Source organism: Variovorax sp. LARHSF232 (genome assembly GCF_052871435.1).
This window is the reverse complement of sequence record NZ_JBIXJS010000002.1, coordinates 111,680-137,068: the sequence shown is the minus strand read 5'-3', so window position 1 is coordinate 137,068 and position 25,389 is coordinate 111,680. Positions and strand designations below refer to the sequence as shown.

Here is a 25,389-nt window from a genome sequence, read left to right as displayed (position 1 = left end):
GGCGCGGCCGGCTTGGGGCGGCCCGGCGCTCGGCCGCAACTGGAGCTAGCGATATGGACCTCGACTTTTCCCCCGTCTGGGAGGGCTGGCATGCCCTGGTACGCGGCGCGCTGATCACGGTGGAGATCACCGCCTGCGCGCTGGCGCTGGGCTGCGTGCTGGGCCTGCTGGTGGGCATCGGCCGGCTCAATCCGCAGCGGCGCTGGGTCTACGGCGTCTGCACGGCCTATGTGGCCGCCATCCGCGGCACGCCGCTCCTGGTGCAGCTGTTCATCCTGTTCTTCGGCCTGCCGCACTTCGGCATCCTGCTGCCCGCCTTCCTGTGCGGGGTGCTGGGGCTGGGCGTGTATTCGGGCGCCTACGTGTCGGAAATCGTGCGCGGCGCGATCCAGTCGATCGACAAGGGCCAGGTCATGGCAGCCCAGTCGCTGGGCATGACGCCCAGCCAGTCGATGCGTCACATCGTGCTGCCGCAGGCGGTGGTGCGCATGATTCCGCCGCTGGGCAACGAGTTCATCGCGCTGATCAAGAACTCGGCGCTGGTGTCGCTGTTGACGATCCACGACGTGATGCACGAAGGCCAGAAGATCATCAGCGTGTCGTACCGCTCGCTGGAGGTGTACCTGGCCATCGCCGTCGTGTACTTCATGCTCACCGGCACCATGAGCCTGGTGCTGCGGCACTTCGAACGGCGCCTGCGCCAAGGCGGGCTGGTGCGATGAGCCGGGTGCAGCGCTTCTCGCGGTCGGCGCTGACCGCCACGCCCTGGAAGAACGGCGGCGGCAGCACGCGCGAGATCGCCTGCTGGCCGCCCGGCGCAGGCCTGGCCGGCTTCGAATGGCGCATCAGCATCGCGACCATCGCGCAAGGCGGCCCCTTCTCGGTGTTCGAGGGCATCGACCGGCAGATCATGCTGCTGGACGGTGATGGCGTGCATCTGCGCGCGAGCAAAGGCGCCATCGACCATCGGCTGGACACGCCGCATCGCCCCTTTGCCTTCAGCGGCGACGTGGCGCTGGACTGCGCCCTGCTCGGCGGCATCTCGAACGACTTCAACGTGATGACGCGCCGCGGGCGCTGCCGTGCGCAGTTGCAGCTGCTGGACGCGGCGGCACCGATCGAGGCCAGCCGCCATGGGCTCTTGTTCGCCCTGCGCGGCCGCTGGTCGCTCGCGGAAGGTGAGGTCATCGCGGCCGACGAAGGCGTATGGTGGGCCGATGCGCCGAAGGCCTGGCATCCGGTGCCCGACGCGCCGCAAGCCTTGTTGCTGGCGGTGCGCATCGTCGACGAGGCAAGGAAAGAATGAAGATGACAAGAGCTGCCGATCAATTGCCATCCGCCGATGGCGCATGGACCGGCCTGCGCCTGCTGCTGGACGACGGCACGACCGGCACGGCGCCCGCCGCCATCGTGGTCGAGCAGGGCCGCATCGCCTGGGTGGGCGAAGAGGCTGCCCTGCCCACGCCGTACCGCGCGCTGCCGGCGCACGACGGCGGCGGCGCCCTGGCCACGCCCGGCCTGGTCGACTGCCACACGCACCTGGTCTACGGCGGCCAGCGTGCCAACGAATTCGCGATGCGCCTGGCCGGCGCCAGCTATGAAGAAGTGGCCAAGGCCGGCGGCGGCATCGTCTCCACCGTGCGGGCCACACGCGAGGCGAGCGAAGACGCGCTGTTCGACGGCGCTGCCGCGCGGCTCCAGAACCTGTTGGCAGAAGGCGTGTGCGCCATCGAGATCAAGTCGGGCTACGGCCTCGCGCTGGAACACGAGCGCAAGCAGCTGCGCGTGGCGCGGCGCCTGGGCGAGCACTTCGGCGTCACGGTGAAGACGACCTTCCTGGGCGCCCATGCGCTGCCGCCGGAATATGCCGGGCGCCCCCACGGAAGTCGCGACTACATCGACCTCGTGTGCCAGCAGATGCTGCCGGCGCTGGCCGCCGAGGGGCTGGTCGATGCCGTCGACGTGTTCTGCGAGCGCATCGCCTTCAGCCTGGAAGAAACCGAGCGCGTCTTCAAGGCGGCACAGCAGCTCGGCCTGCCGGTCAAGCTGCACGCCGAGCAGCTCTCGGACATGGGCGGCGCCGCGCTGGCCGCGCGCTACGGCGCGCTGTCCTGCGACCACATCGAGCACCTGTCGGCCGAGGGCATCGAAGCGATGAAGAAGGCGGGCACGGTGGCCGTGCTGCTGCCGGGCGCCTACTACACCCTGCGCGACACGCACCTGCCGCCGATCGAGGCGCTGCGCGCCGCCGGCGTGCCGATGGCCGTCTCGACCGACCACAACCCGGGCACCTCGCCCACGCTCAGCCTGCTGCTGATGGTCAATATGGCTTGCACGCTGTTCCGCCTGACAGTGCCCGAGGCGCTGGCCGGCGTCACCGCGCATGCCGCGCGGGCGCTGGGCCTGCAAGACACGCATGGCCGCATCGCCGCGGGGCTGCCGGCCAACTTCGTGCTGTGGAATCTGCGCGAGGCGCCTGAGCTGGCCTACTGGTTCGGCCACCGGCCGGTGCGCGCTGTGGTGCGCCAGGGCCGCATCGCCGAGGGGGCGCTGTGAAGGGCCACGCTCGACTCTTTGCCCGCGATGCACTGCTGCCCGATGGCTGGGCGCGCGATGTCCTGCTGCAGTGGGACGCCACGGGGCAGCTCACGCAGGTGGCGCGCGACACGCAAGCCCCCGCCGGCGTGCCGCTGGCCGCTGGCCCGGTGCTGCCGGGCATGCCCAACCTGCATTCGCATGCCTTCCAGCGTGCGATCGGCGGGCTGACCGAGTACCGCGGCCAGGCCCAGGACAGCTTCTGGAGCTGGCGCACCTTGATGTATCGCTTTGCCCTGCGCATCGCGCCCGAGCAGCTGGAAGCCATCGCCCTGGGCCTGTACGTGGAGATGCTGGAAGCGGGCTACACCCATGTGTGCGAGTTCCACTACCTGCACCATGACACCGACGGCCGGCCCTATGCCGACGATGCCACCCTGTCGCTGGCGCTGCTGCGCGCGGCACAGCAGGCCGGCATCGGCATCACCCTGCTGCCGGTGCTCTACCAGACCAGCGGCTTTGGCGCGACGCCGCCCAGCGAAGGGCAGCGCCGCTTCATCCGCGCCACCGATTCGATGCTGCGCCTCCTGGCGCAGCTCAAGCCTTTGTGCGACGAACAACCCGGTGCGCGCCTGGGCCTGGCCCCGCATTCGCTGCGCGCCGTGCCGCCCGATGCGCTGCGCGAGGCCTTGGCCGGGCTCGATGCCATCGACGCCACGGCGCCCATCCACATCCACATTGCCGAGCAGGTGAAGGAAGTCGACGACTGCCTCGCCTGGAGCGGCCAGCGCCCGGTGGCCTGGCTGCTGGACCACGCGAAGGTCGATGCCCGCTGGTGCCTGGTGCATGCCACCCACATGGACGCCGCCGAGTACCGCCGCGCCGCCGCCAGCGGCGCGGTGGCCGGCCTGTGTCCCAGCACCGAAGCCAACCTGGGTGACGGCATCTTCGACCTGCCGCAGTGGCAGGCCGCACACGGCGCCTGGGGCATCGGGTCGGACAGCCACGTCTGCGTCAACGCGGCCGAGGAACTGCTGCTGCTGGAATACAGCCAGCGCTTCGCCACGCGCCAGCGCAACGTCGCGGCCGAGGCGTCGCAGCCCCACACGGCCACGGCCATGACCCTGGCGGCCGTGCAGGGCGGGGCGCGCGCTGCCGGCCGCGCCATTGCCGGCCTGCGCGAAGGGCAGCAGGCCGACTTCGTGGTGCTGGACCCGGCTCACCCGGCGCTCCAAGGCCTGCCCGAGGCCGCGGCCCGGCTGGATTCGCATGTCTTTGCCAGCCACCGCAGCAGTGCCGTCCAGGGCGTCTGGCAGGGCGGGCAGGTGCGCGTGCAGGCGGGCCGCCATCCACTTCATGAACCGGCAGTGCGCGGCTTCGTCGACGCACGCCGCCAATTGCTGGAACACGCATGAACGCACTCTTCGACACCCAGGAAGCGCCCTTTCGCTTTCACCAAGGCACGCGGCCCTTGCTGATCTCGATGCCGCATGTGGGCACCCACGTGCCGCCGAAACTCGCCGCGCGCCTCACGCCCAAGGCGCGCCAGGTGCCCGATACCGATTGGCACCTCGAACGCCTCTATGACTTCGCGGTCAAGGAGCTCGGCGCCTCGGTGCTGATCGCCACGCATTCGCGCTACGTGATCGACATGAACCGGCCGCCGGATGGCGCCAGCCTCTATCCGGGCCAGAGCGTCACGGGCCTGTGCCCCGTCGACGACTTCGACAACGAGCCGATCTATGCCGACCCCGCCGATGTGCCCGGCGAAGAAGAAGTCGCCGCGCGCCGCGAAGCCGTCTGGCGGCCCTACCACGCCAAGCTGGCCGCGGAACTGGCGCGCATCAAGGAGCAGCACGGCGTGGCGGTGCTGTGGGACGCGCATAGCATCCGCTCGGTGCTGCCGCGCTTCTTCGAAGGCAAGCTGCCGGATCTGAACCTCGGCACCGCCGACGGCGCCGGTTGCGCACCCGAACTGGCGGCGCAACTGCTCGCCATCGGCAAGGAAGCCCATGGCTACAGCGCCGTGCTCAACGGTCGCTTCAAAGGCGGCCACATCACGCGCTTCTACGGCCAGCCCGCGCAGGGTGTGCATGCCATCCAGCTCGAGATGACACAGTCCAGCTACATGCAGGAAGCCTTGCCCTTCGACTACCTGCCCGAGGTGGCGGCCGGCGTGCAGCCGCATGTGCGGCGCATGCTGGAGGCGGCGCTGCGCTTTGCGCAGCCGCAGCCCTGAACGATCAGGCGCTCACACCGGTCCCTGGTACTCGCCGCGCGCCGGGTAGTCCTTGGCGATCGCGAAGTCGATCGCGCCGAGCAGGTCCTGGAACTGCGGGCGCGCGAAGGGCATGGTCTGGACGGCGCCGTAGTACAGCGTGCCGTCCGGGCGCACCAGGAAGACGCCCGGCTCCGAAAACAGCTGCGGCTCTTCGACGCCGATGGAGGTCGTGCCGCGGGACGTGCTGATGTACAGGCCCCACTGGCGCGCGGATTTGAGGCTCAGGCCCCAGGCAAAGCGGACGGCGCTGGCCTTGACTTTGTCGGCCATCTGCCGTGCGCGATCCTCGGTGTCGCTGCTGACGGCGACGATCTTCACGCCGCGCTGCGCGAACTCGGGCGCCAGCCGTTCCAGTTCCAGCAGGTACTTGGCACAGATCGGGCAGTGCAGGCCGCGGTAGAACACCACCAGGTCGAAGCGCTCGCCCGGGTCGGCGCCCAGGACGTAGCGGCCATCGCCGACCAGCGGCAGATTGAGGGCTGGGACAGGATGGCGAGGGATCAGGGGGGACATGCTTTCTCCTTGTATGAGCTTGGAATTCGACAACCCAGCATTTCAGCTTACAAGCGAAGAGAAGACCTTGTAGCGAGGCGCGGCCAGAGGCCTTTCTAAAATGGTTGCATGAAGCCCATCGCCTACACCCGTGCCCAACAGCTGCCCGGCATCCTTGCCGAGCGCATCGCCATCCTCGATGGCGCCATGGGCACCATGATCCAGCGCTTCAAGCTCAATGAAGCGCAGTACCGCGGCGAGCGCTTCAAGGACTTCGAGCGCGATGTCAAGGGCAACAACGAGCTGCTGTCGCTCACGCGGCCCGACGTGATCCGCGACATCCACGAGAGCTACCTCGCGGCGGGTGCCGATCTGATCGAGACCAACACCTTCGGCGCGACGCGCGTTGCGCAGGAGGACTACAAGATGGCCGAGCTGGCGCGCGAGATGAACCTCGAATCGGCCAAGCTGGCGCGCGCCGCGTGCGACAAGTTCAGCACGCCCGACAAGCCGCGCTTCGTGGCCGGCGCCCTCGGCCCGACGCCCAAGACCGCCAGCATCAGCCCCGACGTGAACGACCCCGGCGCGCGCAACGTGAGTTTCGAGGAGCTGCGCGCGTCCTACTACGAGCAGACCGAGGCCCTGGTCGAGGGCGGCGCCGACGTGATCCTGGTAGAGACCATCTTCGACACGCTCAACGCCAAGGCCGCCCTCTTTGCCGTCGACGAATACTTCGAGGCCAGCGGCCAGCGCCTGCCCATCCTCATCAGCGGCACCGTCACCGACGCATCCGGCCGTATCCTCAGCGGCCAGACCGTCACCGCTTTCTGGCACAGCGTGCGCCACGCGCAGCCGCTGGCCATCGGCCTGAACTGCGCGCTGGGCGCGGCCCTGATGCGGCCGTACATCCAGGAGCTGGCGCGGGTGGCCGGCGACACCTTCATCAGCTGCTACCCCAATGCCGGCCTGCCCAATCCGATGAGCGAGACCGGCTTCGACGAGACGCCCGAAGTGACCTCGCGCCTCCTGCACGAATTTGCCGCCGAAGGCCTGGTGAACATCGTGGGCGGCTGCTGCGGCACCACGCCGGACCACATCGCGGCCATCGGCAATGCGGTCAAGCCGCTGGCGGCACGCAGCGTTGCGCACCAGCCCTTCTATCGCGAAGCGGCATAGTCCTCCCATGCCGGAACAAACAACTCGAACAACCATCAGCCTGCGATGGCGCATGCGCAGCGCGCTGGTGGCCGGCGCGTTGGCCCTGCCGCTGGCCGCATTCGCGCAGCAGGCCTTCACCCGTGCCGGCGTCGGCCTGATGGCGGGCCCGGGCAACAACTATCCGGAGGTGGCGTACCTGTACCAGGGCCAGCCCGTCGACGTGATCGGCTGCACCCGCGGCTATGGCTGGTGTGACGTGGTGCTGCCCGACGGCCTGCGCGGCTGGATCTATGCCGCCATCCTCGAGTACCCCTACCAGGGCTCGCCGGTGCCGCTGCCGGGCTACGGCGCCGTCATCGGCGTGCCGATCGTCACCTTCAGCATCGGCAGCTACTGGGGCCGCTACTACCGCGACCGGCCCTGGTATCCGGAGCCACGCTGGTGGGGCGGCCGCCCACCACCGCCGCCCGTGGCCGGCTGGCGACCGCCACCGCCGCAGGTGCCGGCCTGGCGTCCGCGGCCTGGGCCGCCGCCACCCGACTTCCGTCCACCGCGGCCGCCGGCCTGGCAGGTGCCGGTGCCGAGCCGTGAGGTGCGGCCGCCGCGCGATCCGGGCGTGCACCCGCCACGGCCTGGCGTGGTGCCGGGCGGTCCGCCGCCCGGCCGCCCGGCCCACCTGGGCGACAACCGTCAATGGGACAACCATGGCGGCGGACATGGACGTCGGGACGACGGGAATCGGGGCCATCGCGGTGATGACCGCGGCGACAAAGGCAACCGGGCCGAGCGCGGCGATCGCCAGGACCGCGGCGACCGGGGTCAAGGCCAGGGCCAGGGCCAGGGCCACGGCAATCGCGGCCAGGGCGGCCGCGACTGATTCAGCCGATCAGCGCCGCGCCATCAGCGCCACGAAGCGCTGCGCGCCCAGGCCCAGCGGCCGCTCCTTGGACCACACCACGTCGACCCACAGGTCCAGCTCGTTCGACAGGTTCTCGAAGGCGATTTCCACCAGGCTGCCGGCCGCCACGTGCGGCCGCGCCAGGTTGCGCGGCAGCCAGCCCCAGCCCAGGCCGGCGCTGATCATGCTCAAGGCGGCCAGCGCGTTGTCGGTGCGCCAGGTGTGGCGGCCGAAGACGAAGCGCGGGTCGATGGTGGCGAGGTCGCGCCCCGCCACCACGATCTGCCGCGTGTTGTGCAGATGCTCTTCGCGCAGCTTCCCGCCGTGGCCGGCCTGCAGCACCGGGTGGGTGGGCGCGACCACGATCGCCATGGTCTCGCTGGTCACTTCCTGAAAGCCCTCGCGCCCGTCCAGGCTGGGGCGCTCGAACACCAGCGCCAGCTGCGCCCGGCCGGTGTGCAGCATGGCCAGGGCATCGGCCTGCGGCGCGGCCAGCACTTCGACTTCCAGCAGCGGATATTCGGTCGCCAGGGTCGCCAGCGCGCTGCTCCATGGCGCGGCCAGCAGCTCGGGCGCGATGGCCAGGGTGAGGCGCGATTCCAATCCTTGCGTGAGGCCCAGCGCCTGCACCTGCAGCGCCTTGAGCTGCGCGTCCACCATGCGCGCCTGGGGTTCCAGCGAACGGGCCGCCGCGGTCGGGCGCGGCTCGCGGCCGGTGCGGTCGAACAGTTGCAGGTCCAGCTCGGCCTCCAGGTTGGCAATGGCCATGCTGACGGCCGACGGCACGCGCCGCAGCGTCCGCGCCGCCGCCGAAAAGGAGCCGTGGTCGAGCACGGCCAGGAAGACCTGCAGGTTGTCGCTGGAAAGGCTCATGGGACGCAACCTATCAATAAAACTGAAAGAACATGACTTTATATATCAGCAGACAACACATAAAGTCCAGTTTCACCCCTGGATATGGAGAGAGAGAAAGTCATGCAAGGCATCAAGCGCAAAGTCGTCTACGTCACCCTTTACGAGGCCATCGCCATCGTTGCGGCCAGCGTCGGCTTCTCGCTCTTTTCGGGACAGCCGATGAGCCATGCCGGCCCGCTGGCGATCTTCTGCTCCATCGTCGCCGTCTGCTGGAACCTGGTGTTCAACGGCCTGTTCGAGATGTGGGAGTCGCGCCAGGCCGTCAAGGGCCGTAGCGTGGCCCGCCGGGTCGCCCACGCCCTCGGCTTCGAAGGCGGGCTGGTGGTGATCCTGGTGCCGCTGGTGGCCTGGTGGCTGGATGTGTCGCTGTGGCACGCGCTCCTGATGGACCTGGGCCTGGTGGTGTTCTTCCTGGTCTACACCTTCGCCTTCAACTGGGGCTTCGACCGCATCTTCGGCCTGCCCAAGTCCGCCATGGGCGGTGCACAGCCGGCCTCGCAGCCCGCGTAAAATCGCCAGGTCCCAAGGAGCGTTGCAGCGCCCGGCCACCGCAGGTGGCGAGGCGTCAGGCTTGGGGCTCAATCGATTGCAACGACGCTCGCCTGTTCGCGCCATTCGCAGGTGAGCCCATGACCTCCACGTCCCCCAATCCCACCGCTGTTCCCCCCCTGAAGCTGTCCGGCCTGGAGCCGGTGCAGATCGGCCAGGGCACCTTGTTCGTCAACATCGGCGAGCGCACCAACGTCACCGGCTCCAAGGCCTTCGCCCGCATGATCCTGAACGGCCAGTTCGAGGAGGCGCTGGCGGTGGCCAGGCAGCAGGTGGAAAACGGCGCCCAGGTGATCGACATCAACATGGACGAGGCCATGCTCGACAGCAAGGCGGCCATGGTGCGCTTCCTGAACCTGATCGCCAGCGAGCCCGACATCGCGCGCGTGCCGATCATGATCGACAGCTCCAAGTGGGAGGTGATCGAGGCCGGCCTGCGCTGCATCCAGGGCAAGGGCATCGTCAACTCGATTTCGATGAAGGAGGGCGTCGAGCCCTTCAAGCACCACGCCAAGCTCTTGCGCCGCTACGGCGCCGCCGCGGTGGTGATGGCCTTCGACGAGAAAGGCCAGGCCGACACCTACCAGCGCAAGATCGAGATCTGCGAGCGCGCCTACCGCGTGCTGGTCGACGAGGTCGACTTTCCGCCCGAAGACATCATCTTCGACCCCAACATCTTCGCGGTGGCCACCGGCATCGAGGAGCACAACAACTACGCGGTCGACTTCATCGAGGCGACGGCCTGGATCAAGGCCAACCTGCCGGGCGCCAAGGTGTCGGGCGGCGTGAGCAACGTGAGCTTCTCCTTTCGCGGCAACGACCCGGTGCGCGAAGCGATCCACACGGTATTCCTGTACCACGCGATCAAGGCGGGCATGGACATGGGCATCGTCAACGCCGGCATGGTCGGCGTCTACGATGACCTGGAGCCCACCCTGCGCGAGCGGGTGGAAGACGTGGTGCTGAATCGCCGCCCCGATGCTGGCGAGCGCCTGGTGGAAGTGGCCGAGTCGGCCAAGGGCGCGGCCAAGGACGACAGCAAGAAGAACGACTGGCGCGGCACGCCCGAAGCGCCCGTGTCGGTGGGGCAGCGCCTCGCGCATGCGCTGGTGCATGGCATCACCGACTTCATCGTGCCCGACACCGAAGAGGCCTACCAGGCCATCCTCGCGCAGGGTGGCCGTCCGCTCAACGTGATCGAGGGCCCGCTGATGGACGGCATGAACGTCGTGGGCGACCTGTTCGGCCAGGGCAAGATGTTTTTGCCGCAGGTCGTGAAGTCGGCGCGCGTCATGAAGCAGGCGGTGGCCCACCTCATCCCCTACATCGAGGAAGAAAAGCGCCAGGACGAAGCGGCTGGCCGCGACGTGCGCAGCAAGGGCAAGATCATCATCGCCACCGTGAAGGGCGACGTGCACGACATCGGCAAGAACATCGTCACCGTCGTGCTTCAGTGCAACAACTTCGAGGTGGTGAACATGGGCGTGATGGTGCCCTGTCACGAGATCCTGGCGCGGGCCAAGGTCGAGGGCGCGGACATCGTCGGCCTCTCGGGCCTGATCACGCCGAGCCTGGAAGAGATGCAGTACGTGGCCGGCGAGATGCAGAAGGACGACCACTTCCGCGTGAAGAAGATTCCTTTGCTGATCGGCGGCGCCACCACCAGCCGCGTGCACACGGCCGTCAAGATTGCGCCGCACTACGAGGGCCCAGTGGTCTATGTGCCCGATGCCTCGCGCAGCGTGAGCGTGGCGCAGAGCCTGCTCTCCGAGCAGGCCACCAAGTACATCGACGACATCAACGCCGACTACGTCAAGGTGCGCGAGCAGCACGCCAACAAGAAGCAGGTGCCGATGTGGCCGCTGGCGAAGGCGCGCGCCAACAAGACGCCCATCGCCTGGAGCGGCTACACGCCGCCGCAGCCGAAATTCCTGGGCCGGCGCGAGTTCCGCAACTACGATCTGGCGGACCTGGCCAAGTACATCGACTGGGCCCCCTTCTTTCAGACCTGGGACCTGGCGGGGCCCTTCCCGGCGATTCTGAAGGACGAGGTGGTCGGCAGCGAAGCGGTGCGCGTGTTCGGCGACGGCCAGCGCATGCTCAAGCGCCTGATCGAAGGGCGCTGGCTGACGGCCAGCGGCGTGGTCGGCTTCTGGCCGGCCAACAGCGAGAACGACGACGACATCGCGCTGTACACCGACGAATCGCGCGCGCAGAAGGCACTGACTTGGTATGGCCTACGCCAGCAAACCGAAAAGCAGATGATCGATGGCGTGATGCGCCCCAGCCGCTGCCTGGCCGACTTCGTGGCGCCGCGCGACTCGGGCTTGAAAGACTACGTCGGCATGTTCGCCGTCACGGCCGGCATCGGCGTCGAGAAGAAAGAGAAGTACTTCATCGACGACCTGGACGACTACTCCGCCATCATGCTCAAGGCTCTGGCCGACCGCCTGGCCGAAGCCTTTGCCGAGGCGCTGCACCATCGCGTGCGCACCGACCTGTGGGGCTATGTGCCGCAGGAAGCGCTCAGCAACGAAGACCTGATCCGCGAGAAGTACCAGGGCATCCGCCCCGCGCCCGGCTATCCCGCCTGCCCGGACCACAGCGTCAAGCGCGCCATGTTCGACGTGCTCCAGTGCGAGCAGATCGGCATGGGCCTGACGGAAAGCCTGGCGATGACGCCCGCGGCCAGCGTCAGCGGCTTCTACCTGAGCCATCCCGACTCGACGTACTTCAACGTCGGCAAGATCGGGCATGACCAGCTGATGGATCAGGTGGCGCGGCGCGGGCAGAGTGAATCCGAGCTGGAGCGGCTGCTGGCGCCCAATCTCGGCTAGGCCCGCGCGCTGACCATCCAGCACGCCGCGGTGTAGCGGACTTCCTGCCCGTGGACGAATGGATCGAAGGCGGCGCGGGCCGCTTCGACGACTTGCCGGCGCGTGCGCTCATCGAGCTGGTGCAGCACACGTCCCAGCGGGCCGAGGCGGCTCAGGTAGGTGAGCAGGTCTTTTTCGGCCAGCGTGCATTCCACATCCAGCCGTTGCACGCTAGGCGCGGACCAGCCGCTGTCCGCGAGGATCTGGCGGACGCGATCTTCTTTGGCAAACCCGAACTGGCCCGGTGCGTCCGGCTGGCGGACCGGCATGTCGGGCAGCAGCGGCGCGGCGGCGCGTTCGGCGGCGGTCATGTAGGGGTTCTCGGCCGCGCTGCGCCAGGCAATGAAGCAAAGCCTGGCGTTCTTTCTGGCGGCATGCCGCAGGTTCGCAAAGGCCTGGACGGCATCGTCGAAAAACATGACGCCAAAGCGCGAAACGACGGCGTCAAAGCCTTCCGGCTCGAAAGCCTGGCGCTGCGCATCCGCGCAGATGAACTCGGTGCGCTCGGCGAGCTCTTCCTGCCTGGCGAGCGCGCGGGCCGTCGCGATCATGGGCGCCGAGATATCGACGCCGACGCAATGCGATCCTGGCCCGAGTTGCCGAGCGAGCGCGCGCGTCGTACTGCCCGTACCGCAGCCAACGTCGAGCACCCGGCCGGTGGGCGCCGCGCCGGCGGCGGCATCGACGAGCAGGCGCTCGAAGGGCCGGAACATATCGTCGAGCAGGGCCTGCGCGTCCACCCATGCATGGCCGGCCGTGCCATTCCAGAGGGCGGCCTGATCGTCTGTCTTTCCATTGTTTTGCATGCTGCGTTCCTGTGTGCAAGTAAAGTGGACTGCACCATACGAATTCAAGTCGACTTGAGGTCAAGAGGATGAGCGCACTGGACATCGCCGAGGTGGCGCGCCGATCCGGCGTTCCGGCCTCCACCTTGCGGTACTACGAAGAGAAGGGCTTGATCGCCTCGGTGGGTCGGCAGGGCCTGCGGCGGCTGTTCCATGTCGACGTGCTGGAGCGGCTGGCGTTGATCGCGATGGGGCGCGTCGCCGGCCTGTCGCTCGCCGAGATCGCCCACATGTTCGCGCCGAATGGGCAACTGCAAGTCGACCGGGCGCTCCTGGTCACCAAGGCACAGGCGCTCGACCAGACCATTGCCCGCCTCGCTGCCATGCGCGACGGCCTGCGCCACGTGGCGGCCTGTTCGGCGCCGGACCACATGGCTTGCCCCAAGTTCCGCCGCATCCTGCGGGCCGTGGCGTCATCGGGCAAGAAGCCGGAGAGTGCGCCGACAGGGTGGGTGCCGCAGCGCTCGGCGCGCCGATCCTGAGAGGCCGGCGCCGCCGCTCAGTGCCCGCCCGTCACCACCACCGGAATCTCGGTGGCCGGCGGCGTATTGCGGCTGCGCCCGCAGCGCACGATGCCATCGATCATCACCATGCCCACGCCCGGGATGTCGCCCAGCTGAACGCTTTCCAGCAAGCCCGGGGCAGGCGAATGCTGGGCCTTGTCCATGAAGACGAAGTCGGCATCGCGCCCCACTTCGATCAGGCCGCAGTTGAGCTTGCGGATGCGCGCCGTGTTGCCGGTGGCAAAGCAGAACACCAGCTCGGCCGGGATGCCGGCAATCGACGAGAGCATGGCCACCATGCGCAAAATGCCCAGCGGCTGAACGCCCGAGCCGGCCGGGCCGTCGGTGCCCAGGATCACGCGGTGCGGGCACTTCAAATCGAGCGCCGCGCGCGCGGCGGCGATGGCGACCTTTTCGTTGCCGTTGTGCACGATCTCGATGGCGCGGCTGCTCTTCTCGCACAGCTCGCACACATGCGCCTCGGGCAGCGAGGTGTGGCCGCCGTTGATGTGGCCGATGATGTCGGCATCAGCCTCCAGCACCGTGTCCTTGTCGATCAGGCCCGAGCCGGGAATCGACGGGCCGCCGGTGTGGATGGTGCTCTGGATGCCGTACTTGCGCGCCCAGGCCACCATCTCCTTGGCCTCGTAGCCGGCCTTCACCGAGCCCAGGCCCACTTCGCCGAGCAGGCCCACGCCGGCCTCGGCGAGTTCCTTGAAGTCGCTCTCGACCATGCCCTTCTCGATCACCGGCGCACCGGCCAGCACCTTCACGCCGCCGGGGCGGAAGTTGTCGAAGGCGCGCTGGGCGGTGATGGCCAGGGCCTTCAGGCCCACGATGTCCTTGGGCCGGCCGGGCAGGTGCACCTCGCCGGCCGAGATCATGGTGGTGACGCCGCCGTTCATGGTGGAGTCGATCCAGCCGATCTGGCCCTGGCGTGGCGTCCAGTCGCCGAACACGGGGTGCACGTGGCTGTCGATCAGGCCGGGGGCGACGCAGGTCTTCTTCGCATCGATGACCGTCCGGGCGCCTTCCAGGTCGCAGTCCTTTTCCTTGCCGATCGCGGCGATCAGTCCATCGTTCACCACGAGGGTGTCGGCGTCCAGGATGGGTCGGTCGATGTCGCCCGAGAGCAGCAGGCCGATGTTGCGGATGACTACCTTGCCCGACTTGGCGCCGGTTGCGACTTCTGCTGCCATGATTTTGACTCTCGTGGGGTGATGGAATCTTCTTCGATGCTGCCCGCATCGACCGTGCGCAGCACCGCCTCGATCACGAATTCTTCCCAGTGCGCGATCGCGTCCTGTGTCTCGAGCGGCTCGCCCAAAAAGGCGCTCAGCGTGTGCCGGTTCGAGGTGTAGAAGTAGCCGGTGGCGGCAATCAGGAGGTACAGGTCGCGCGCTGCCACGTCCGGCCGAAACAGGCCCTGGGCCACGCCGCCTTCCACGATGCGCTGGATGATCTCGATGGCGTGCGATGAATACTCGCGCGCCCGCAGCGACTTGGCGATGTGCCGGCCCTTGTGCAGGTTCTCGGTGTTCAGGAGCGTCACGAATTCCGGGTTGCGCCGGTAGTAGCCCAGCACGAAGCGGATCACCGCCGTGAGCGCTTCCACCGGGCGTGTGACGTCGAGTTCGATCGCCGCCTCGGCCTCGTCCATGCGCTTGTAGATGCTTTCCAGCACCGCAATGAACAGGCCTTCCTTGCTGCCGAAGTAGTAGTAGATCATCCGGTCGTACGAGTTGGCGGCCTTCGAGATCTTCTCGACGCTGCCGCCGTCGTAGCCGTACTTGGCAAACACTTTGGTGGCCGCGCGCAGGATGCTGTCGCGCGTCGCCTGTGCCGCGGCCTCTCGCACGCCGGTGCGGCGTGTGGGCGCTTTGCCGCCGTTGCGCGTGGGCTTGGCCTCGGCCATCTTGCTTCTTCGGGCGAGCGTCCGACTACTTTTCGGCGAAGGCGCGTTCGACCACGAAATCGCCGGGGGTCGAGGTATTGCCTTCCTTGAAGCCGCGCCCTTCCAGGATGTGCTTCAGGTCGACCAAGAGGCCCGGGCTGCCGCACAGCATCACGCGGTCGTTGGCCGGATCCAGCGGCGGCAGGCCGAGGTCGTCGGTCAGCTTGTTGGTGGCGATCAGGTCGGTGATGCGTCCCATGTTGCGGAACTCCTCGCGCGTCACCGTGGGGTAGTACAAGAGCTGCTTGTCGATCATCTCGCCCAGGATCTCGTGCTTGGGCAGGTGGTCGGTCACCAGGTCGTGATAGGCCAGCTCGTCGATCTGGCGCACGCCATGCACCAGGACCACCTGCTCGAACTTCTCATAGGTCTCCGGGTCGCGAATGATGCTCATGAAGGGCGCCAGGCCGGTGCCGGTGCCGAACAGGTACAGCCGCTTGCCCGGCAGGGTGTAGTCGATCAGCAGGGTGCCGGTGGGCTTGCGGCCCACGATGATGGTGTCGCCCACCTGGATGTGCTGCAGCTTGGAAGTCAGCGGCCCTTCTTCCACCTTGATGCTGAGGAACTCCAGGTGCTCCTCGTAGTTGGGGCTGACGATGCTGTAGGCGCGCAACAAGGGCTTGTTGTTGACCTTCAGGCCGATCATGGTGAAGTGGCCGTTGGAGAAGCGCAGGGCCGGGTCGCGCGTGGTGGTGAAGGTGAACAGGCGGTCGGTCCAGTGGTGGACGGACAGGACGCGTTCTTCGCTGAATGCACTCATACAGAACTCAAGTCGGTTGGTGAATAGGCGGGGTGCAAGACGCATGCCCGGAAACGGTGCGCCATACGCAGAAAAGGGATGGCGCCGCCCGGCCCCGATCCCCGATTGTCGCGGTTCGCGAGAGACGCCGGAAAAACACCATTGCATGCCCCCGATCTGTTTGCTACATTGAATTCATGTAGTGAACGCAACATGAATGTGTAGCGAATGCTACATGCGAGGTCCGCTTCTTGCAAGACTGCTTTCAACCCCACGAAAAGCGCCCCCGATGACCGAACACACCAAGACCGACGGCCTGCCCGGCATCGACATGCCGCTGCAGGCCGATGTCGAGCTGCGCAGCGCACCGCGCAGCGAGCGCATGAGCACCGCCAAGATCGAATGCAATGCCTGCCCGGTGCTGTGCCAGATCTCGGACGGCCGCACCGGCGCCTGCGACCGCTACGCCAACCGCGGCGGTGCGCTGGTGCGGGTCGACCCGGTGGTGCTGCTGCGGCGGGAGCTGGCCAGCGATGCGCCGGCACTGGTTCCCTTTGCCGGCGAGGAGGGCGCCGCAACCCAGCCCGACTGGAATGGCGATCTCCTGCATGCCGACGAGGTCTTCGTCACCGGCGTCGGCTCGTCCACCACCTACCCCGACTACAAGCCGGCCCCCTTCATCGTGGCCTCCAAGGCCAATGGCGTCGACATGGTGACGGTGGTGACCGAGGGCATCTTCAGCTACTGCAGCTTCAAGGTGAAGATCGACACCGACCGCTTCCTGGGCGCCGAGCAGGCCAACGTTCGGTACAAGGGCGAGGTGGTGGGCCACGTCACCACCGCCGAATACGGCTCGCAGATGCTGTCCCTGGGTGGCGTGCACCACCTCACCGGCGGCAGCAAAAAGGAAGGCCGCATGACGGTCGAGCTGATGCAGCGCCTGGGCAACAAGCAGCCGGTGGAATGCACCATCGACGGCGGCGCCAGCCTGGTGGTGCAGGCCGGCAAGGCGCCCATCGTGAATGGCGTGGAAGAACAGCGCATGCGCGTGGGCTGCGGCTCGGCCGCGGTCGGCATCTTCGCGCGCCAGCTCTTCGGCCATGCGGATGAAGTGGTGGTGGTGGACGACCACATCACCGGCGTGCTCACCGAGCACCAGGCCGGGCGCTGCCTGGGCATGGCGCCTTCGGGCATCCAGATGCGCGGGCGCAAGTCGACGCCGGGCCGCTACTTCCAGGTGGCCAATCCGGGCAATGGCTGGGGCGGCACCGACATCGCCGATCCGCTGTCCATCATCGAAGGCTGGGAAGAGGGCGTGGCGCGGCCGGGCCTGCGCCTCTTGATGACCTCCACCACGGGCGAGCACGCGCAGTGGTACGTGCTCGACGAGTCCTTGAAGCCGGTCGAACAGGCCATGCCCGACGACGTGCGCCGCGTGGTCGAGCGCATCGGCGAGAACTGCGAGCCATCGCTGTGCACCGTGCTGTTCCTGGGCGGCGCGGGCGGGTCCTTGCGTGCCGGCGTCACCGAGAACCCGGTGCTGCTCACCCGCGCCATCAAGCGCGCGCTGGTCAACGTCACCTGCGGCGGCGCGCCGGCCTATGTGTGGCCGGGCGGCGGCATCACGGTGATGGCCGACGTGATGCGCATGCCGGACATGAGCTTCGGCACGGTGCCCACGCCGGCCATCGTCGCGCCCATCGAATTCAGCATGCGCCAGGACGACTACGCCGCGCTGGGCGGACACATGGAGCATGTGTTCTCGCTGGAACAGGCGCTGGCGCGGGGTGCCTGGCACAACGACGGTGCGCCGCTGGCGCGGCGCTGGGCGCCGGTCGACCCCGCCAATCCGTGGCCACTCGGCCATGCCCCGATGCTCGGCTGAACGCCAGAAAGAACATGGCGGCAGAACGCACTCCCCTCGACGGCGGCCGCTGGCATTGGCAGCATGGCCCCATCGACATCGTGGCGCAGGCCGAGGGTGAAGCATCGGCTGTCCAGCAGGCGCATGAAGAGGCCTGGCAACGATTTCGCGGCGTCCTGGACGAGTTGGTTGGCGAGCTGCGCGTCTTGCGCCAGCCCGTGAGCGCCGCGCTGCCCTTGAGCGGCCCGGTCGCGCAACGCATGTGGCGGGCTTCCGCCGCAGCGAGCCAGGCTTGCGGCAGCCCCTTCATCACGCCCATGGCGGCCGTGGCCGGTTCGGTGGCGCAGGAACTCATCGCCTTCTATCAGCGCCCCGGTATCGCACGCGCCTGGATCAACAACGGCGGCGATATCGCGCTGCACCTCGCGCCAGGGCAATCGGCTCGCGTGGGCGTGTTCTCCGACCTGGCGCGATTCGATCCTTTGCGCGACACCGGGCCGCTGGACACCGACGGGCAGTTCGAGATTCGCGCGAAGACGCCAGTGCGCGGCATCGCCACCAGCGGCTGGCGCGGCCGCAGCTTCTCGCTGGGCATTGCCGACAGCGTTACCGTGCTGGCGGCCACTGCTGCCCAGGCCGACGCCGCCGCCACCCTGATCGCCAACGCGGTGGACGTGCAGGACCCGGGCATCCGGCGCCTGCCCGCCAGCCAATGCAAGGACGACAGCGACCTGGGCGATATCCCTGTCACCGTCGATGTCGCAGCATTGGCGCCGATGCAGGTGCAACATGCACTGGCTGCGGGCGTGCTGCGCGCGCAGGCCCTGCAGCGCGCCGGGCTGCTGTGGTCCGCCGCACTTGCTTGCCAGGGGCAGTGGCGTGTGGTGCAACCCTTATGCTCACTCGCGCCGGGCACCGAAGAAGATCGCGCAAGGTCCTTGGCGGGCGATGCAGTTGGTTCAGTATTTGCTTAACGAAATGGGCAAGGCTTCAATTCCATGATCGATATACGCCGCGTGTTCACCCACGTCGAACACATCCACCACGAGTTCGGACCGCGCGCCGCCAAGCCGCTCGTGCGTGGCGCCATCGGCGCGGTGCTCACCAATCCTTTTGCCGGCCGCTACGAGCCCGACATCCTGCCGATGATGAGCCTGCTCGACCCGGTGGGCCTGGACATGGCGCAGCGCCTGCGCGCAGCCATGGACGTGCCGGTGGAAAGCATCTCCACCTACGGCAAGGGCGCCATCGTCGGCGCCGCCGGCGAGCTGGAGCACGGCGCGTTGTGGCATGTGCCGGGCGGCTATGCCATGCGCGAACTGCTCGGCTGGAAGGGCGACCGTGACGCCTACCGCCAGGGCAAGGCCGAGGCGAAGACCGGGCAGCCCGGCAATGCCTTGTCGATCGTGCCCTCCACCAAGAAGGTGGGCGGGCCGGGCAGCACCCTGGATGTGCCGCTCACCAACATCAACGCCAGCTACGTGCGCGGCCAGTTCGACGCCATCGAGGTGCGCGTGCCCGGCGCGCCGGCGGCGGACGAGATCGTCTTCATCCTCGCCATGAGCACGGGCTACCGCGTGCACGAGCGCGTGGGCGGCCTGCGCGCGGAGGATATTTCCAAATGGGATGGACTGAGGTAATCCGATGACAGCAAACATTCGAAAATTGATCGTTCAGGTCGACGAGACCCGCAAGGAGATGGGCCAAAGCATCGACCCGCCCACGCGGCGTGCGGTGGCCATCGCGGTCATCGAGAACCCCTATGCCGGCCGCTACAGCGAATCGCTGGACGAACTCATCGCCATCGGCGAAGAGCTCGGAGGCCTGTTGGGCGAGAAGTGTGTCAAGGCCCTGGGCATCGCGCCCGGCGCGGCGCAGAGCTACGGCAAGGCCGCCATCGTCGGGGAGGCGGGCGAGCTGGAGCATGCGGCCGCCATCCTGCATCCCAAGCTGGGCGCACCGCTGCGCGCCGCGGTGGAGAAGGGCGCCGCGCTGGTGCCCTCGGCCAAGAAGCGCGGCACCCTGGGCACCGCCATCGACGTGCCGCTGGGCCACAAGGACGCCGCCTTCGTGCGCAGCCACTTCGACGCCATCGAGGCGCGCGTGTCCGACGCGCCGCGCGCCAACGAAATCGTGGTGGCCGTGGCCGTCACCGACAGCGGCCGCCCCCTGCCGCGCATCGGCGGCCTACAGGTTTCCGAGATCAAGGGCGAAGACGGTCTCCGATAAGAATCTTCTGCCTCCCTTTCAATTCTTCTTCCAGCTCGAACCCCAGGAGTCCTTCGATGAAACAGCACCTGCGTCATGTCTACAGTGCGGCGACGCTCGCAACGCTGGCCGCCGCTCTCGTTCCCGCCCATGCGCAGGGCGTGATCAAGATCGGCGAACTCAACAGCTACAAGGCCCAGCCCGCCTTCCTCGAGCCCTACAAGAAAGGCATGGAGCTGGCGGTGGAAGAGATCAACGCCAAGGGCGGGGTCAACGGCAAGAAGCTCGAGCTCATCACGCGCGACGACAATGCCAACCCCGGCGACGCGGTGCGCGTGGCCGAGGAGCTGGTGGCGCGCGAGAAAATCGACGTGCTGACCGGCACCTTCCTGTCGAACACCGGCCTGGCGGTGGCCGATTTCGCCAAGCAGAAGAAGTTCTTCTTCCTGGCCGGCGAGCCGCTCACCGACAAGATGACCTGGCAGGGCGGCAACGCCTACACCTTCCGCCTGCGTCCCGGCACCTACATGCAGGCCGCCATGCTGGTGCCCGAGGCAGCCAAGCTGAAGAAGAAGCGCTGGGCCATCGTCTACCCCAACTACGAGTACGGCCAGTCGGCGGTGGCGGCCTTCAAGAACCTCATGAAGGCGGCGCAGCCCGATGTGGAGTTCGTCGCCGAGCAGGCGCCCCCGCTGGGCAAGGTCGATGCCGGCGCGGTGGTGCAGGCGCTGGCCGACGCCAAGCCGGACGCCATCTTCAACGTGCTGTTCGGCGCCGACCTGTCCAAGTTCGTGCGCGAGGGCAACACCCGGGGCCTCTTCAAGGACCGCAGCGTGGTGAGCGTGCTGACCGGCGAGCCCGAGTACCTCGATCCGCTGAAGGACGAGGCGCCCAATGGCTGGATCGTCACCGGCTACCCGTGGTACGGCATCCAGACGCCCGAGCACAAGGCCTTCTTCCTGGCCTATCACGAGAAGTACAAGGACTATCCGCGCCTGGGTTCGGTGGTGGGCTATTCGATGATCAAGTCGGTGGCCGCCGGTGTCGCCAAGGCCAAGAGCACCGAGACGCCCAAGCTGGTGGAAGCCTTCAAGGGCCTGCAGGTCGACACGCCCTTCGGCAAGATCACCTATCGCGGCGTGGACCACCAATCCACCATGGGCGCCTTCGTCGGCAAGACGAAGAACGAGGGCGGCAAGGGCGTGATGGTGGACTACACCTACCTCGACGGCGCGAAGTTCCAGCCGAGCGAAGCCGAGATCAAAAAACTGCGCGCGGACTGAGTCCCTGGCCCGGGCCGCGCTTCGCGGCCCGCTTGAAATAGAAGTGCGCCGCTGCGTGGCGAGGATTTCTGCATGAGTTTTTCGGGCTTTATCGTTCAGCTCCTGGGCGGGCTGGCCGGGGCATCGTCGATGTTCCTGGTCGCAGCCGGCCTGTCGCTGATCTTCGGGGTGACGCGCATCGTCAACTTTGCGCACGGCTCCTTCTTCATGGTGGGCATCTACCTGGCCTACACGCTGGTCGACAAGCTGGGCACCGGCCTTGGCTTCTGGCCGGCGCTGCTGCTGGCGGCGGTCGCCGTCGGCGCGCTGGGCGCGCTGATCGAGATGACCCTGCTGCGCCGCATCTACAAGGCGCCCGAGCTGTTCCAGCTCCTGGCCACCTTCGCGCTGGTGCTGGTGATCAAGGACGCGGTGCTCTACCTGTGGGGCCCCGACGAGCTGCTGGGCCCGCGCGCACCGGGCCTGTCGGGTTCCATCGAGATCCTCGGGCGCCAGTTCCCGACCTATGACCTGTTCCTCATCGTCGTCGGCCCGCTGGTGCTGGGCCTCTTGTGGTTGCTGCTCACCCGCACCCGCTGGGGCACCCTGGTGCGCGCCGCCACCCAAGACCGCGAAATGGTGAGCGCGCTGGGCGTGAACCAGGCCTGGCTGTTCACGGCGGTGTTCGCGCTGGGCGCCATGCTGGCCGGCCTGGGCGGCGCGCTGCAGTTGCCGCGCGAACCCGCCACCTTGGAGATGGACCTCAACACCATCGGCGGGGCCTTCGTCGTGGTGGTGGTGGGCGGCATGGGCTCCATTCCCGGTGCCTATGCGGCGGCGCTGCTCATTGCCGAAATCAAGGCGCTGTGCATCTGGCTGGGCGTGGTGGAGGTCTTCGGCATCACCATTTCCTTTTCCAAGCTCACGCTGGTGGTTGAATTCCTGGTGATGGCGGTGGTGCTGGTGGTGCGGCCCTGGGGGCTGTTCGGCAAGCCGCAGGCGCCCAGCCGCTACGTGGGCATGCCGGAGGAGCCGTTGCGCAGGCCCGGCCGGGCCTATCTCATCGCCGCCGCGGTGCTGGCCCTGGCGCTGGCGGCGCTGCCCACGCTCACGGCCGACTCGCCCTACACCGTGGTGCTGGCCATCGACCTGATGATCGCGGCCCTGTTTGCCGCCAGCCTGCACTTCATCATGGGCCCGGCCGGCATGCACTCCTTCGGCCATGCCGCCTATTTCGGCCTGGGTGCCTACGGCGCGGCGCTGCTGGTGCGCGCGGCCGGCCTGCCGATGGAGGCGGCCCTGATCGTCGCGCCGCTGGTGGCGGCCGTCGGCGCGCTCATCTTCGGCTGGTTCGCGGTTCGCCTGTCGGGCGTGTACCTGGCGATGCTGACACTGGCCTTTGCACAGATCACCTGGGCCATCACCTACCAGTGGGACAGCTTCACCGGTGGCAGCAACGGGCTGACCGGGGTCTGGCCGTCCGAGTGGCTGTCCGACAAGACGGCCTACTACTACCTCACCCTGGCGCTGGTGATCGTGGGCATCGTGTGGCTGCGGCGCATCTTGTTTTCGCCCTTCGGCTATGCCTTGCGTGCGGGCCGCGATTCCTTCCTGCGCGCGGACGCCATCGGCATCGATGTCAAGCGCATGCAGTGGAGCGCCTTCGTCATCGCCGGCATCGCGGCGGGCCTGGCCGGTGCGCTTTACGCTTTCTCCAAGGGCAGCATCTCGCCCGAATCGCTCAGCGTGGGCAAGTCGGTCGATGGCCTGGTGATGGTGCTGCTGGGTGGCATCCAGACCCTGGCCGGCCCGGTGGTGGGCGCTGTCACCTTCACCTGGCTGCACGACGCCGTGGCGCGCAACACCGACTACTGGCGCGCCATGCTGGGCGGCATCATCTTGCTGCTGGTGCTGTTGTTCCCGCAGGGCATTGCGGGTTTCACCAAGCAGCTGTTCGAGCGCAGGCGCGCCGGCGGCGCCAAGACCGAACTGGCGAGCGCGAAGGAGGTGACGCCATGAACGCAGCTCTTCTGCAGGTGAGCAACCTCGGCAAGTCCTTCGGCGGCGTGAAGGCCGTCGACGGCATCAGCTTCGACCTCGCGCCCGGCGAACTGCTGGCGCTGATCGGGCCCAACGGCGCCGGCAAGTCCACCACCTTCAACATGGTCAACGGCCAGCTGAAGGCGGACCAGGGCTCCATCAAGCTGTCGGGCGACGAGCTGATCGGCCGCAAGCCGCGCGAGATCTGGCGCAAGGGCGTGGGCCGCACCTTCCAGATCGCCGAGACCTTTGCTTCGCTCACCGTGGTGGAGAACGTGCAGATGGCGCTGCTCTCGCACGATCACAAGCTGTTTTCCACCTGGCGCCGCGCGGCCGATCACAAGCGCGATGAAGCGCTGGCGCTGCTCGACCAGGTCGGCATGAAGTCGCAGGCCGACCGGCCCGGCAGCGTGCTGGCCTACGGCGACGTCAAGCGCGTGGAGCTGGCCATTGCCATGGCCACCTCGCCCAAGTTGCTGCTGATGGACGAGCCCACGGCCGGCATGGCACCCAAGGAACGCAATTCGCTGATGGCGCTGACCAAGCAGCTGGTCACCGATCGCGGCATGGCGGTGCTCTTCACCGAGCACAGCATGGACGTCGTCTTTGCCTATGCCGACCGCATGATCGTGCTGGCGCGCGGCCGCCTCATCGCCCAGGGCAAGCCGCTGGAGATCCGCGACCATCCCAAGGTGCAGGAGGTCTACTTCGGCACCGGCAAGACCTTTGAAACCAAGCCCGCGGGAGCGCTGGTATGACGAGCAAGAACGACGACCGCGTGCTGCTGCTGGAAGCCAAGTCGCTGTGCGCCTGGTACGGGCAAGCGCAGATCCTGTACGACGTCGACCTGGAGGTGCGCCGCGGTGAGGTGGTGGCGCTGATGGGTCGCAACGGCGCCGGCAAGTCCACCACCCTGAAAGCCATCATCGGCATGCTGATCAAGCGGCGCGGCGCCGTGCGCTTCTTGGGCCACGACATCAGCAAGAGCGAGCCGCACGTGGCGGCGCGCCTGGGCCTGGGCTTCGTGCCGGAAGACCGGCGCGTGTTCACCGACCTCACCGTGACCGAGAACCTGGAAGTGGGCCGCCAGGCGGCGCGCCAATGGATCGACGGAAGCGCCGCGCCGTTGTGGACGCCGCAAAAGCTCTACAAGCTCTTTCCCAACCTGGGCGAGATGCCCAACCGGCCGGGCGGCCGCATGAGCGGCGGCGAGCAGCAGATGCTGACGGTGGCGCGCACGCTGATGGGTAACCCCTACCTGGTGCTGCTGGACGAGCCTTCCGAGGGCGTGGCGCCGGTGATCGTCGAGCAGATGGCGCAGATGATCATCGAGCTCAAGGCGCAGGGCGTGAGCATCCTCCTGTCGGAGCAGAACATGCACTTCGCCGAGCTGGTGTCGGACCGCGCCTATGTGCTGGAAAAGGGGCAGATCCGCTACCAGGCCTCGATGGCGGAGCTGGCCGCGAATGACGAAGTGCGCCGAAACTATCTCAGCGTCTGAAATTCAACTTCTGGAGTTCACCATGAGCCACCCGCATCGCCGAATCCTCCTGCAATCGGGCGCCGCCTTGGGCCTGCTCGGCGGCCTGGGCTTCGCTGCCAGCGCGCTGGCGGCCAGCAAGGTCAAGCCCAGCGCCAAGTCGGCGCTGATCGTGGTCGACGTGCAGAACTGCTTTCTGGACGGCGGCACCCTGGCGGTGAAGGGCGGCAACGAGGTCATTCCGATCATCAACAAGCTGGCCGCGCAGTTCGACAACATCGTGGTCACGCAAGATTGGCACACCGCGGGCCATGCCTCCTTTGCCAGCACGCATGCAGGCAAGAAGCCCTTTGAAACCACCAAGCTGAGCTACGGCACGCAGGTGCTGTGGCCCGACCACTGCGTGCAGGGCACCGACGACGCGGCCCTGGGCAAGGAGCTGAAGCTCCCCACCGCCCAGCTCATCATCCGCAAGGGCTTCCACAAGGACATGGACAGCTACTCGGCCTTCGAGGAGGCCGACCACAAGACGCCGACCGGGCTGGCGGGCTATCTGAAGTCGCGCGGCATCAAGACGCTGTTCGTCACCGGCCTGGCCACCGACTTCTGCGTCGCCTGGACGGCGATGGATGGGCGCAAGGCCGGCTTCGAGGTCTACGTGATCGAGGACGCCACCCGCGCCATCGACCTCAATGGTTCGTTGGCCGCCGCCTGGAAGCAGATGAGCGCCAAGGGCGTCAAGCGCATCCAGTCCGGCGACATCGCCTGAAGAAGCCGTGAACGAATCGAA

The 25,389-nt window shown here is 67.6% G+C and carries 25 protein-coding genes and 1 riboswitch; of the genes, 19 read left to right on the top strand and 6 right to left on the bottom strand.

Annotation, left to right across the window (positions count from 1 at the left end; all coding sequences use genetic code 11):
• Positions 1 to 53: 53 nt before the first annotated feature.
• The 5 genes from ACIPRI_RS06085 to hutG are packed head-to-tail and all read left to right on the top strand — an operon-like array spanning position 54 to position 4,774.
• Positions 54 to 722 (top strand): amino acid ABC transporter permease, encoded by a 669-nt coding sequence (locus ACIPRI_RS06085; RefSeq protein WP_446620524.1) that lies wholly within the window; start codon positions 54 to 56, stop codon positions 720 to 722.
• On the top strand, positions 719 to 1,306 hold the full coding sequence (locus tag ACIPRI_RS06080) for a HutD/Ves family protein (protein WP_446620523.1): 588 nt from the start codon (positions 719 to 721) through the stop codon (positions 1,304 to 1,306). The genes ACIPRI_RS06085 and ACIPRI_RS06080 overlap by 4 nt, the downstream gene beginning before the upstream one ends.
• 2 nt (positions 1,307 to 1,308) lie before the next feature.
• Entirely contained in the window at positions 1,309 to 2,556 is a 1,248-nt protein-coding gene (gene hutI, locus ACIPRI_RS06075; RefSeq protein WP_446620522.1) for an imidazolonepropionase, read from the top strand.
• Positions 2,553 to 3,950, top strand: a complete 1,398-nt coding sequence (locus ACIPRI_RS06070) for a formimidoylglutamate deiminase (RefSeq protein WP_446620521.1) — start codon at positions 2,553 to 2,555, stop codon at positions 3,948 to 3,950. The genes hutI and ACIPRI_RS06070 overlap by 4 nt, the downstream gene beginning before the upstream one ends.
• Positions 3,947 to 4,774, top strand: coding sequence for an N-formylglutamate deformylase (hutG, locus tag ACIPRI_RS06065; protein WP_446620520.1), 828 nt, complete (start codon positions 3,947 to 3,949; stop codon positions 4,772 to 4,774). Before ACIPRI_RS06070 ends, hutG begins: the two co-directional genes overlap by 4 nt.
• A gap of 12 nt (positions 4,775 to 4,786) precedes the next feature.
• On the opposite strand, the gene ACIPRI_RS06060 is transcribed toward hutG, so the two are convergent.
• Positions 4,787 to 5,329 carry a peroxiredoxin-like family protein gene (locus ACIPRI_RS06060; RefSeq protein ID WP_446620519.1) on the bottom strand — a complete coding sequence of 181 codons (543 nt, stop codon included), beginning with the start codon at positions 5,327 to 5,329 and terminating at the stop codon, positions 4,787 to 4,789.
• 108 nt (positions 5,330 to 5,437) lie between these two features.
• Here ACIPRI_RS06060 and ACIPRI_RS06055 point away from each other — a divergent pair, with 108 nt between their 5' ends.
• Positions 5,438 to 6,484 carry a homocysteine S-methyltransferase family protein gene (locus ACIPRI_RS06055; RefSeq protein ID WP_446620518.1) on the top strand — a complete coding sequence of 349 codons (1,047 nt, stop codon included), beginning with the start codon at positions 5,438 to 5,440 and terminating at the stop codon, positions 6,482 to 6,484.
• A gap of 7 nt (positions 6,485 to 6,491) precedes the next feature.
• Positions 6,492 to 7,343 (top strand): SH3 domain-containing protein, encoded by an 852-nt coding sequence (locus ACIPRI_RS06050; protein ID WP_446620517.1) that lies wholly within the window; start codon positions 6,492 to 6,494, stop codon positions 7,341 to 7,343.
• Positions 7,344 to 7,352: 9 nt separating this feature from the next.
• Here the strand turns inward: ACIPRI_RS06050 and ACIPRI_RS06045 are convergent, their stop codons facing one another.
• Entirely contained in the window at positions 7,353 to 8,237 is an 885-nt protein-coding gene (locus ACIPRI_RS06045; RefSeq protein WP_446620516.1) for a LysR family transcriptional regulator, read from the bottom strand.
• Positions 8,238 to 8,339: 102 nt separating this feature from the next.
• On the opposite strand from ACIPRI_RS06045, the gene ACIPRI_RS06040 reads away from it, so the two are divergent.
• Both ACIPRI_RS06040 and metH read left to right on the top strand, forming a co-directional pair.
• Complete coding sequence (locus ACIPRI_RS06040; protein WP_446620515.1) at positions 8,340 to 8,789, top strand: PACE efflux transporter; 450 nt, start codon at positions 8,340 to 8,342, stop codon at positions 8,787 to 8,789.
• A gap of 8 nt (positions 8,790 to 8,797) precedes the next feature.
• Positions 8,798 to 8,886: riboswitch (S-adenosyl-L-homocysteine riboswitch) on the top strand.
• A 22-nt stretch (positions 8,887 to 8,908) separates the two neighbouring features.
• Positions 8,909 to 11,665, top strand: coding sequence for a methionine synthase (metH, locus tag ACIPRI_RS06035; protein ID WP_446620514.1), 2,757 nt, complete (start codon positions 8,909 to 8,911; stop codon positions 11,663 to 11,665).
• Here metH and ACIPRI_RS06030 read toward each other — a convergent pair.
• Positions 11,662 to 12,510, bottom strand: coding sequence for a class I SAM-dependent methyltransferase (locus tag ACIPRI_RS06030; RefSeq protein ID WP_446620513.1), 849 nt, complete (start codon positions 12,508 to 12,510; stop codon positions 11,662 to 11,664). The two genes, metH and ACIPRI_RS06030, sit on opposite strands and share 4 nt — an antisense overlap.
• A 68-nt stretch (positions 12,511 to 12,578) precedes the next feature.
• On the opposite strand from ACIPRI_RS06030, the gene ACIPRI_RS06025 reads away from it, so the two are divergent.
• The gene (locus ACIPRI_RS06025) at positions 12,579 to 13,031 is read left to right on the top strand and encodes a helix-turn-helix domain-containing protein (protein ID WP_446620512.1); all 453 of its coding nucleotides are present in this window, start codon (positions 12,579 to 12,581) and stop codon (positions 13,029 to 13,031) included.
• A 17-nt stretch (positions 13,032 to 13,048) separates the two neighbouring features.
• Here the strand turns inward: ACIPRI_RS06025 and ACIPRI_RS06020 are convergent, their stop codons facing one another.
• The 3 genes from ACIPRI_RS06020 to ACIPRI_RS06010 are packed head-to-tail and all read right to left on the bottom strand — an operon-like array spanning position 13,049 to position 15,766.
• Positions 13,049 to 14,251, bottom strand: coding sequence for an amidohydrolase family protein (locus ACIPRI_RS06020; protein WP_446620511.1), 1,203 nt, complete (start codon positions 14,249 to 14,251; stop codon positions 13,049 to 13,051).
• A complete protein-coding gene (locus ACIPRI_RS06015) occupies positions 14,209 to 14,967 on the bottom strand; it encodes a TetR/AcrR family transcriptional regulator (RefSeq protein ID WP_446620510.1) in 759 nt (252 codons plus the stop codon). The genes ACIPRI_RS06020 and ACIPRI_RS06015 overlap by 43 nt, the downstream gene beginning before the upstream one ends.
• 25 nt (positions 14,968 to 14,992) lie before the next feature.
• On the bottom strand, positions 14,993 to 15,766 hold the full coding sequence (locus ACIPRI_RS06010) for a ferredoxin--NADP reductase (protein WP_446620509.1): 774 nt from the start codon (positions 15,764 to 15,766) through the stop codon (positions 14,993 to 14,995).
• A gap of 268 nt (positions 15,767 to 16,034) precedes the next feature.
• On the opposite strand from ACIPRI_RS06010, the gene ACIPRI_RS06005 reads away from it, so the two are divergent.
• From ACIPRI_RS06005 to pncA, 9 genes are all read left to right on the top strand, one after another.
• Positions 16,035 to 17,630 carry a 6-hydroxynicotinate reductase gene (locus tag ACIPRI_RS06005; RefSeq protein ID WP_446620508.1) on the top strand — a complete coding sequence of 532 codons (1,596 nt, stop codon included), beginning with the start codon at positions 16,035 to 16,037 and terminating at the stop codon, positions 17,628 to 17,630.
• 14 nt (positions 17,631 to 17,644) lie between these two features.
• Complete coding sequence (locus ACIPRI_RS06000; RefSeq protein WP_446620507.1) at positions 17,645 to 18,583, top strand: UPF0280 family protein; 939 nt, start codon at positions 17,645 to 17,647, stop codon at positions 18,581 to 18,583.
• A 24-nt stretch (positions 18,584 to 18,607) separates the two neighbouring features.
• Positions 18,608 to 19,249 carry an amino acid synthesis family protein gene (locus ACIPRI_RS05995; protein ID WP_446620506.1) on the top strand — a complete coding sequence of 214 codons (642 nt, stop codon included), beginning with the start codon at positions 18,608 to 18,610 and terminating at the stop codon, positions 19,247 to 19,249.
• A gap of 4 nt (positions 19,250 to 19,253) precedes the next feature.
• Positions 19,254 to 19,838: an amino acid synthesis family protein gene (locus tag ACIPRI_RS05990; protein ID WP_446620505.1), complete on the top strand. Its 585-nt coding sequence runs from the start codon at positions 19,254 to 19,256 to the stop codon at positions 19,836 to 19,838.
• Between the two features lie 56 nt (positions 19,839 to 19,894).
• Positions 19,895 to 21,100, top strand: a complete 1,206-nt coding sequence (locus tag ACIPRI_RS05985) for an ABC transporter substrate-binding protein (protein WP_446620504.1) — start codon at positions 19,895 to 19,897, stop codon at positions 21,098 to 21,100.
• Between the two features lie 72 nt (positions 21,101 to 21,172).
• Positions 21,173 to 23,098: an ABC transporter permease gene (locus ACIPRI_RS05980; RefSeq protein WP_446620503.1), complete on the top strand. Its 1,926-nt coding sequence runs from the start codon at positions 21,173 to 21,175 to the stop codon at positions 23,096 to 23,098.
• The gene (locus ACIPRI_RS05975) at positions 23,095 to 23,877 is read left to right on the top strand and encodes an ABC transporter ATP-binding protein (RefSeq protein WP_446620502.1); all 783 of its coding nucleotides are present in this window, start codon (positions 23,095 to 23,097) and stop codon (positions 23,875 to 23,877) included. Before ACIPRI_RS05980 ends, ACIPRI_RS05975 begins: the two co-directional genes overlap by 4 nt.
• A complete protein-coding gene (locus tag ACIPRI_RS05970) occupies positions 23,874 to 24,620 on the top strand; it encodes an ABC transporter ATP-binding protein (RefSeq protein WP_446620501.1) in 747 nt (248 codons plus the stop codon). Before ACIPRI_RS05975 ends, ACIPRI_RS05970 begins: the two co-directional genes overlap by 4 nt.
• A gap of 22 nt (positions 24,621 to 24,642) precedes the next feature.
• Entirely contained in the window at positions 24,643 to 25,368 is a 726-nt protein-coding gene (gene pncA / locus ACIPRI_RS05965) for a bifunctional nicotinamidase/pyrazinamidase (protein WP_446620500.1), read from the top strand.
• Positions 25,369 to 25,389: the final 21 nt, after the last annotated feature.

Bases quoted from the DNA above. Each gene is read 5' to 3' on its own strand.
- ACIPRI_RS06050 (WP_446620517.1), top strand. From the start codon at position 6,492: ATGCCGGAACAAACAACTCGAACAACCATCAGCCTGCGATGGCGCATG.
- ACIPRI_RS06000 (WP_446620507.1), top strand. From the start codon at position 17,645: ATGGCGGCAGAACGCACTCCCCTCGACGGCGGCCGCTGGCATTGGCAG.
- ACIPRI_RS06030 (WP_446620513.1), bottom strand. From the start codon at position 12,510: ATGCAAAACAATGGAAAGACAGACGATCAGGCCGCCCTCTGGAATGGC.
- ACIPRI_RS06060 (WP_446620519.1), bottom strand. From the start codon at position 5,329: ATGTCCCCCCTGATCCCTCGCCATCCTGTCCCAGCCCTCAATCTGCCG.
- hutG (WP_446620520.1), top strand. From the start codon at position 3,947: ATGAACGCACTCTTCGACACCCAGGAAGCGCCCTTTCGCTTTCACCAA.
- ACIPRI_RS05990 (WP_446620505.1), top strand. From the start codon at position 19,254: ATGACAGCAAACATTCGAAAATTGATCGTTCAGGTCGACGAGACCCGC.
- ACIPRI_RS06045 (WP_446620516.1), bottom strand. From the start codon at position 8,237: ATGAGCCTTTCCAGCGACAACCTGCAGGTCTTCCTGGCCGTGCTCGAC.
- hutI (WP_446620522.1), top strand. From the start codon at position 1,309: ATGACAAGAGCTGCCGATCAATTGCCATCCGCCGATGGCGCATGGACC.
- ACIPRI_RS06015 (WP_446620510.1), bottom strand. From the start codon at position 14,967: ATGGCCGAGGCCAAGCCCACGCGCAACGGCGGCAAAGCGCCCACACGC.
- ACIPRI_RS06010 (WP_446620509.1), bottom strand. From the start codon at position 15,766: ATGAGTGCATTCAGCGAAGAACGCGTCCTGTCCGTCCACCACTGGACC.
- ACIPRI_RS05980 (WP_446620503.1), top strand. From the start codon at position 21,173: ATGAGTTTTTCGGGCTTTATCGTTCAGCTCCTGGGCGGGCTGGCCGGG.
- ACIPRI_RS06085 (WP_446620524.1), top strand. From the start codon at position 54: ATGGACCTCGACTTTTCCCCCGTCTGGGAGGGCTGGCATGCCCTGGTA.
- ACIPRI_RS06020 (WP_446620511.1), bottom strand. From the start codon at position 14,251: ATGGCAGCAGAAGTCGCAACCGGCGCCAAGTCGGGCAAGGTAGTCATC.
- ACIPRI_RS05985 (WP_446620504.1), top strand. From the start codon at position 19,895: ATGAAACAGCACCTGCGTCATGTCTACAGTGCGGCGACGCTCGCAACG.
- ACIPRI_RS06040 (WP_446620515.1), top strand. From the start codon at position 8,340: ATGCAAGGCATCAAGCGCAAAGTCGTCTACGTCACCCTTTACGAGGCC.
- metH (WP_446620514.1), top strand. From the start codon at position 8,909: ATGACCTCCACGTCCCCCAATCCCACCGCTGTTCCCCCCCTGAAGCTG.
- pncA (WP_446620500.1), top strand. From the start codon at position 24,643: ATGAGCCACCCGCATCGCCGAATCCTCCTGCAATCGGGCGCCGCCTTG.
- ACIPRI_RS06080 (WP_446620523.1), top strand. From the start codon at position 719: ATGAGCCGGGTGCAGCGCTTCTCGCGGTCGGCGCTGACCGCCACGCCC.
- ACIPRI_RS05995 (WP_446620506.1), top strand. From the start codon at position 18,608: ATGATCGATATACGCCGCGTGTTCACCCACGTCGAACACATCCACCAC.
- ACIPRI_RS06025 (WP_446620512.1), top strand. From the start codon at position 12,579: ATGAGCGCACTGGACATCGCCGAGGTGGCGCGCCGATCCGGCGTTCCG.
- ACIPRI_RS05970 (WP_446620501.1), top strand. From the start codon at position 23,874: ATGACGAGCAAGAACGACGACCGCGTGCTGCTGCTGGAAGCCAAGTCG.
- ACIPRI_RS06055 (WP_446620518.1), top strand. From the start codon at position 5,438: ATGAAGCCCATCGCCTACACCCGTGCCCAACAGCTGCCCGGCATCCTT.
- ACIPRI_RS05975 (WP_446620502.1), top strand. From the start codon at position 23,095: ATGAACGCAGCTCTTCTGCAGGTGAGCAACCTCGGCAAGTCCTTCGGC.
- ACIPRI_RS06005 (WP_446620508.1), top strand. From the start codon at position 16,035: ATGACCGAACACACCAAGACCGACGGCCTGCCCGGCATCGACATGCCG.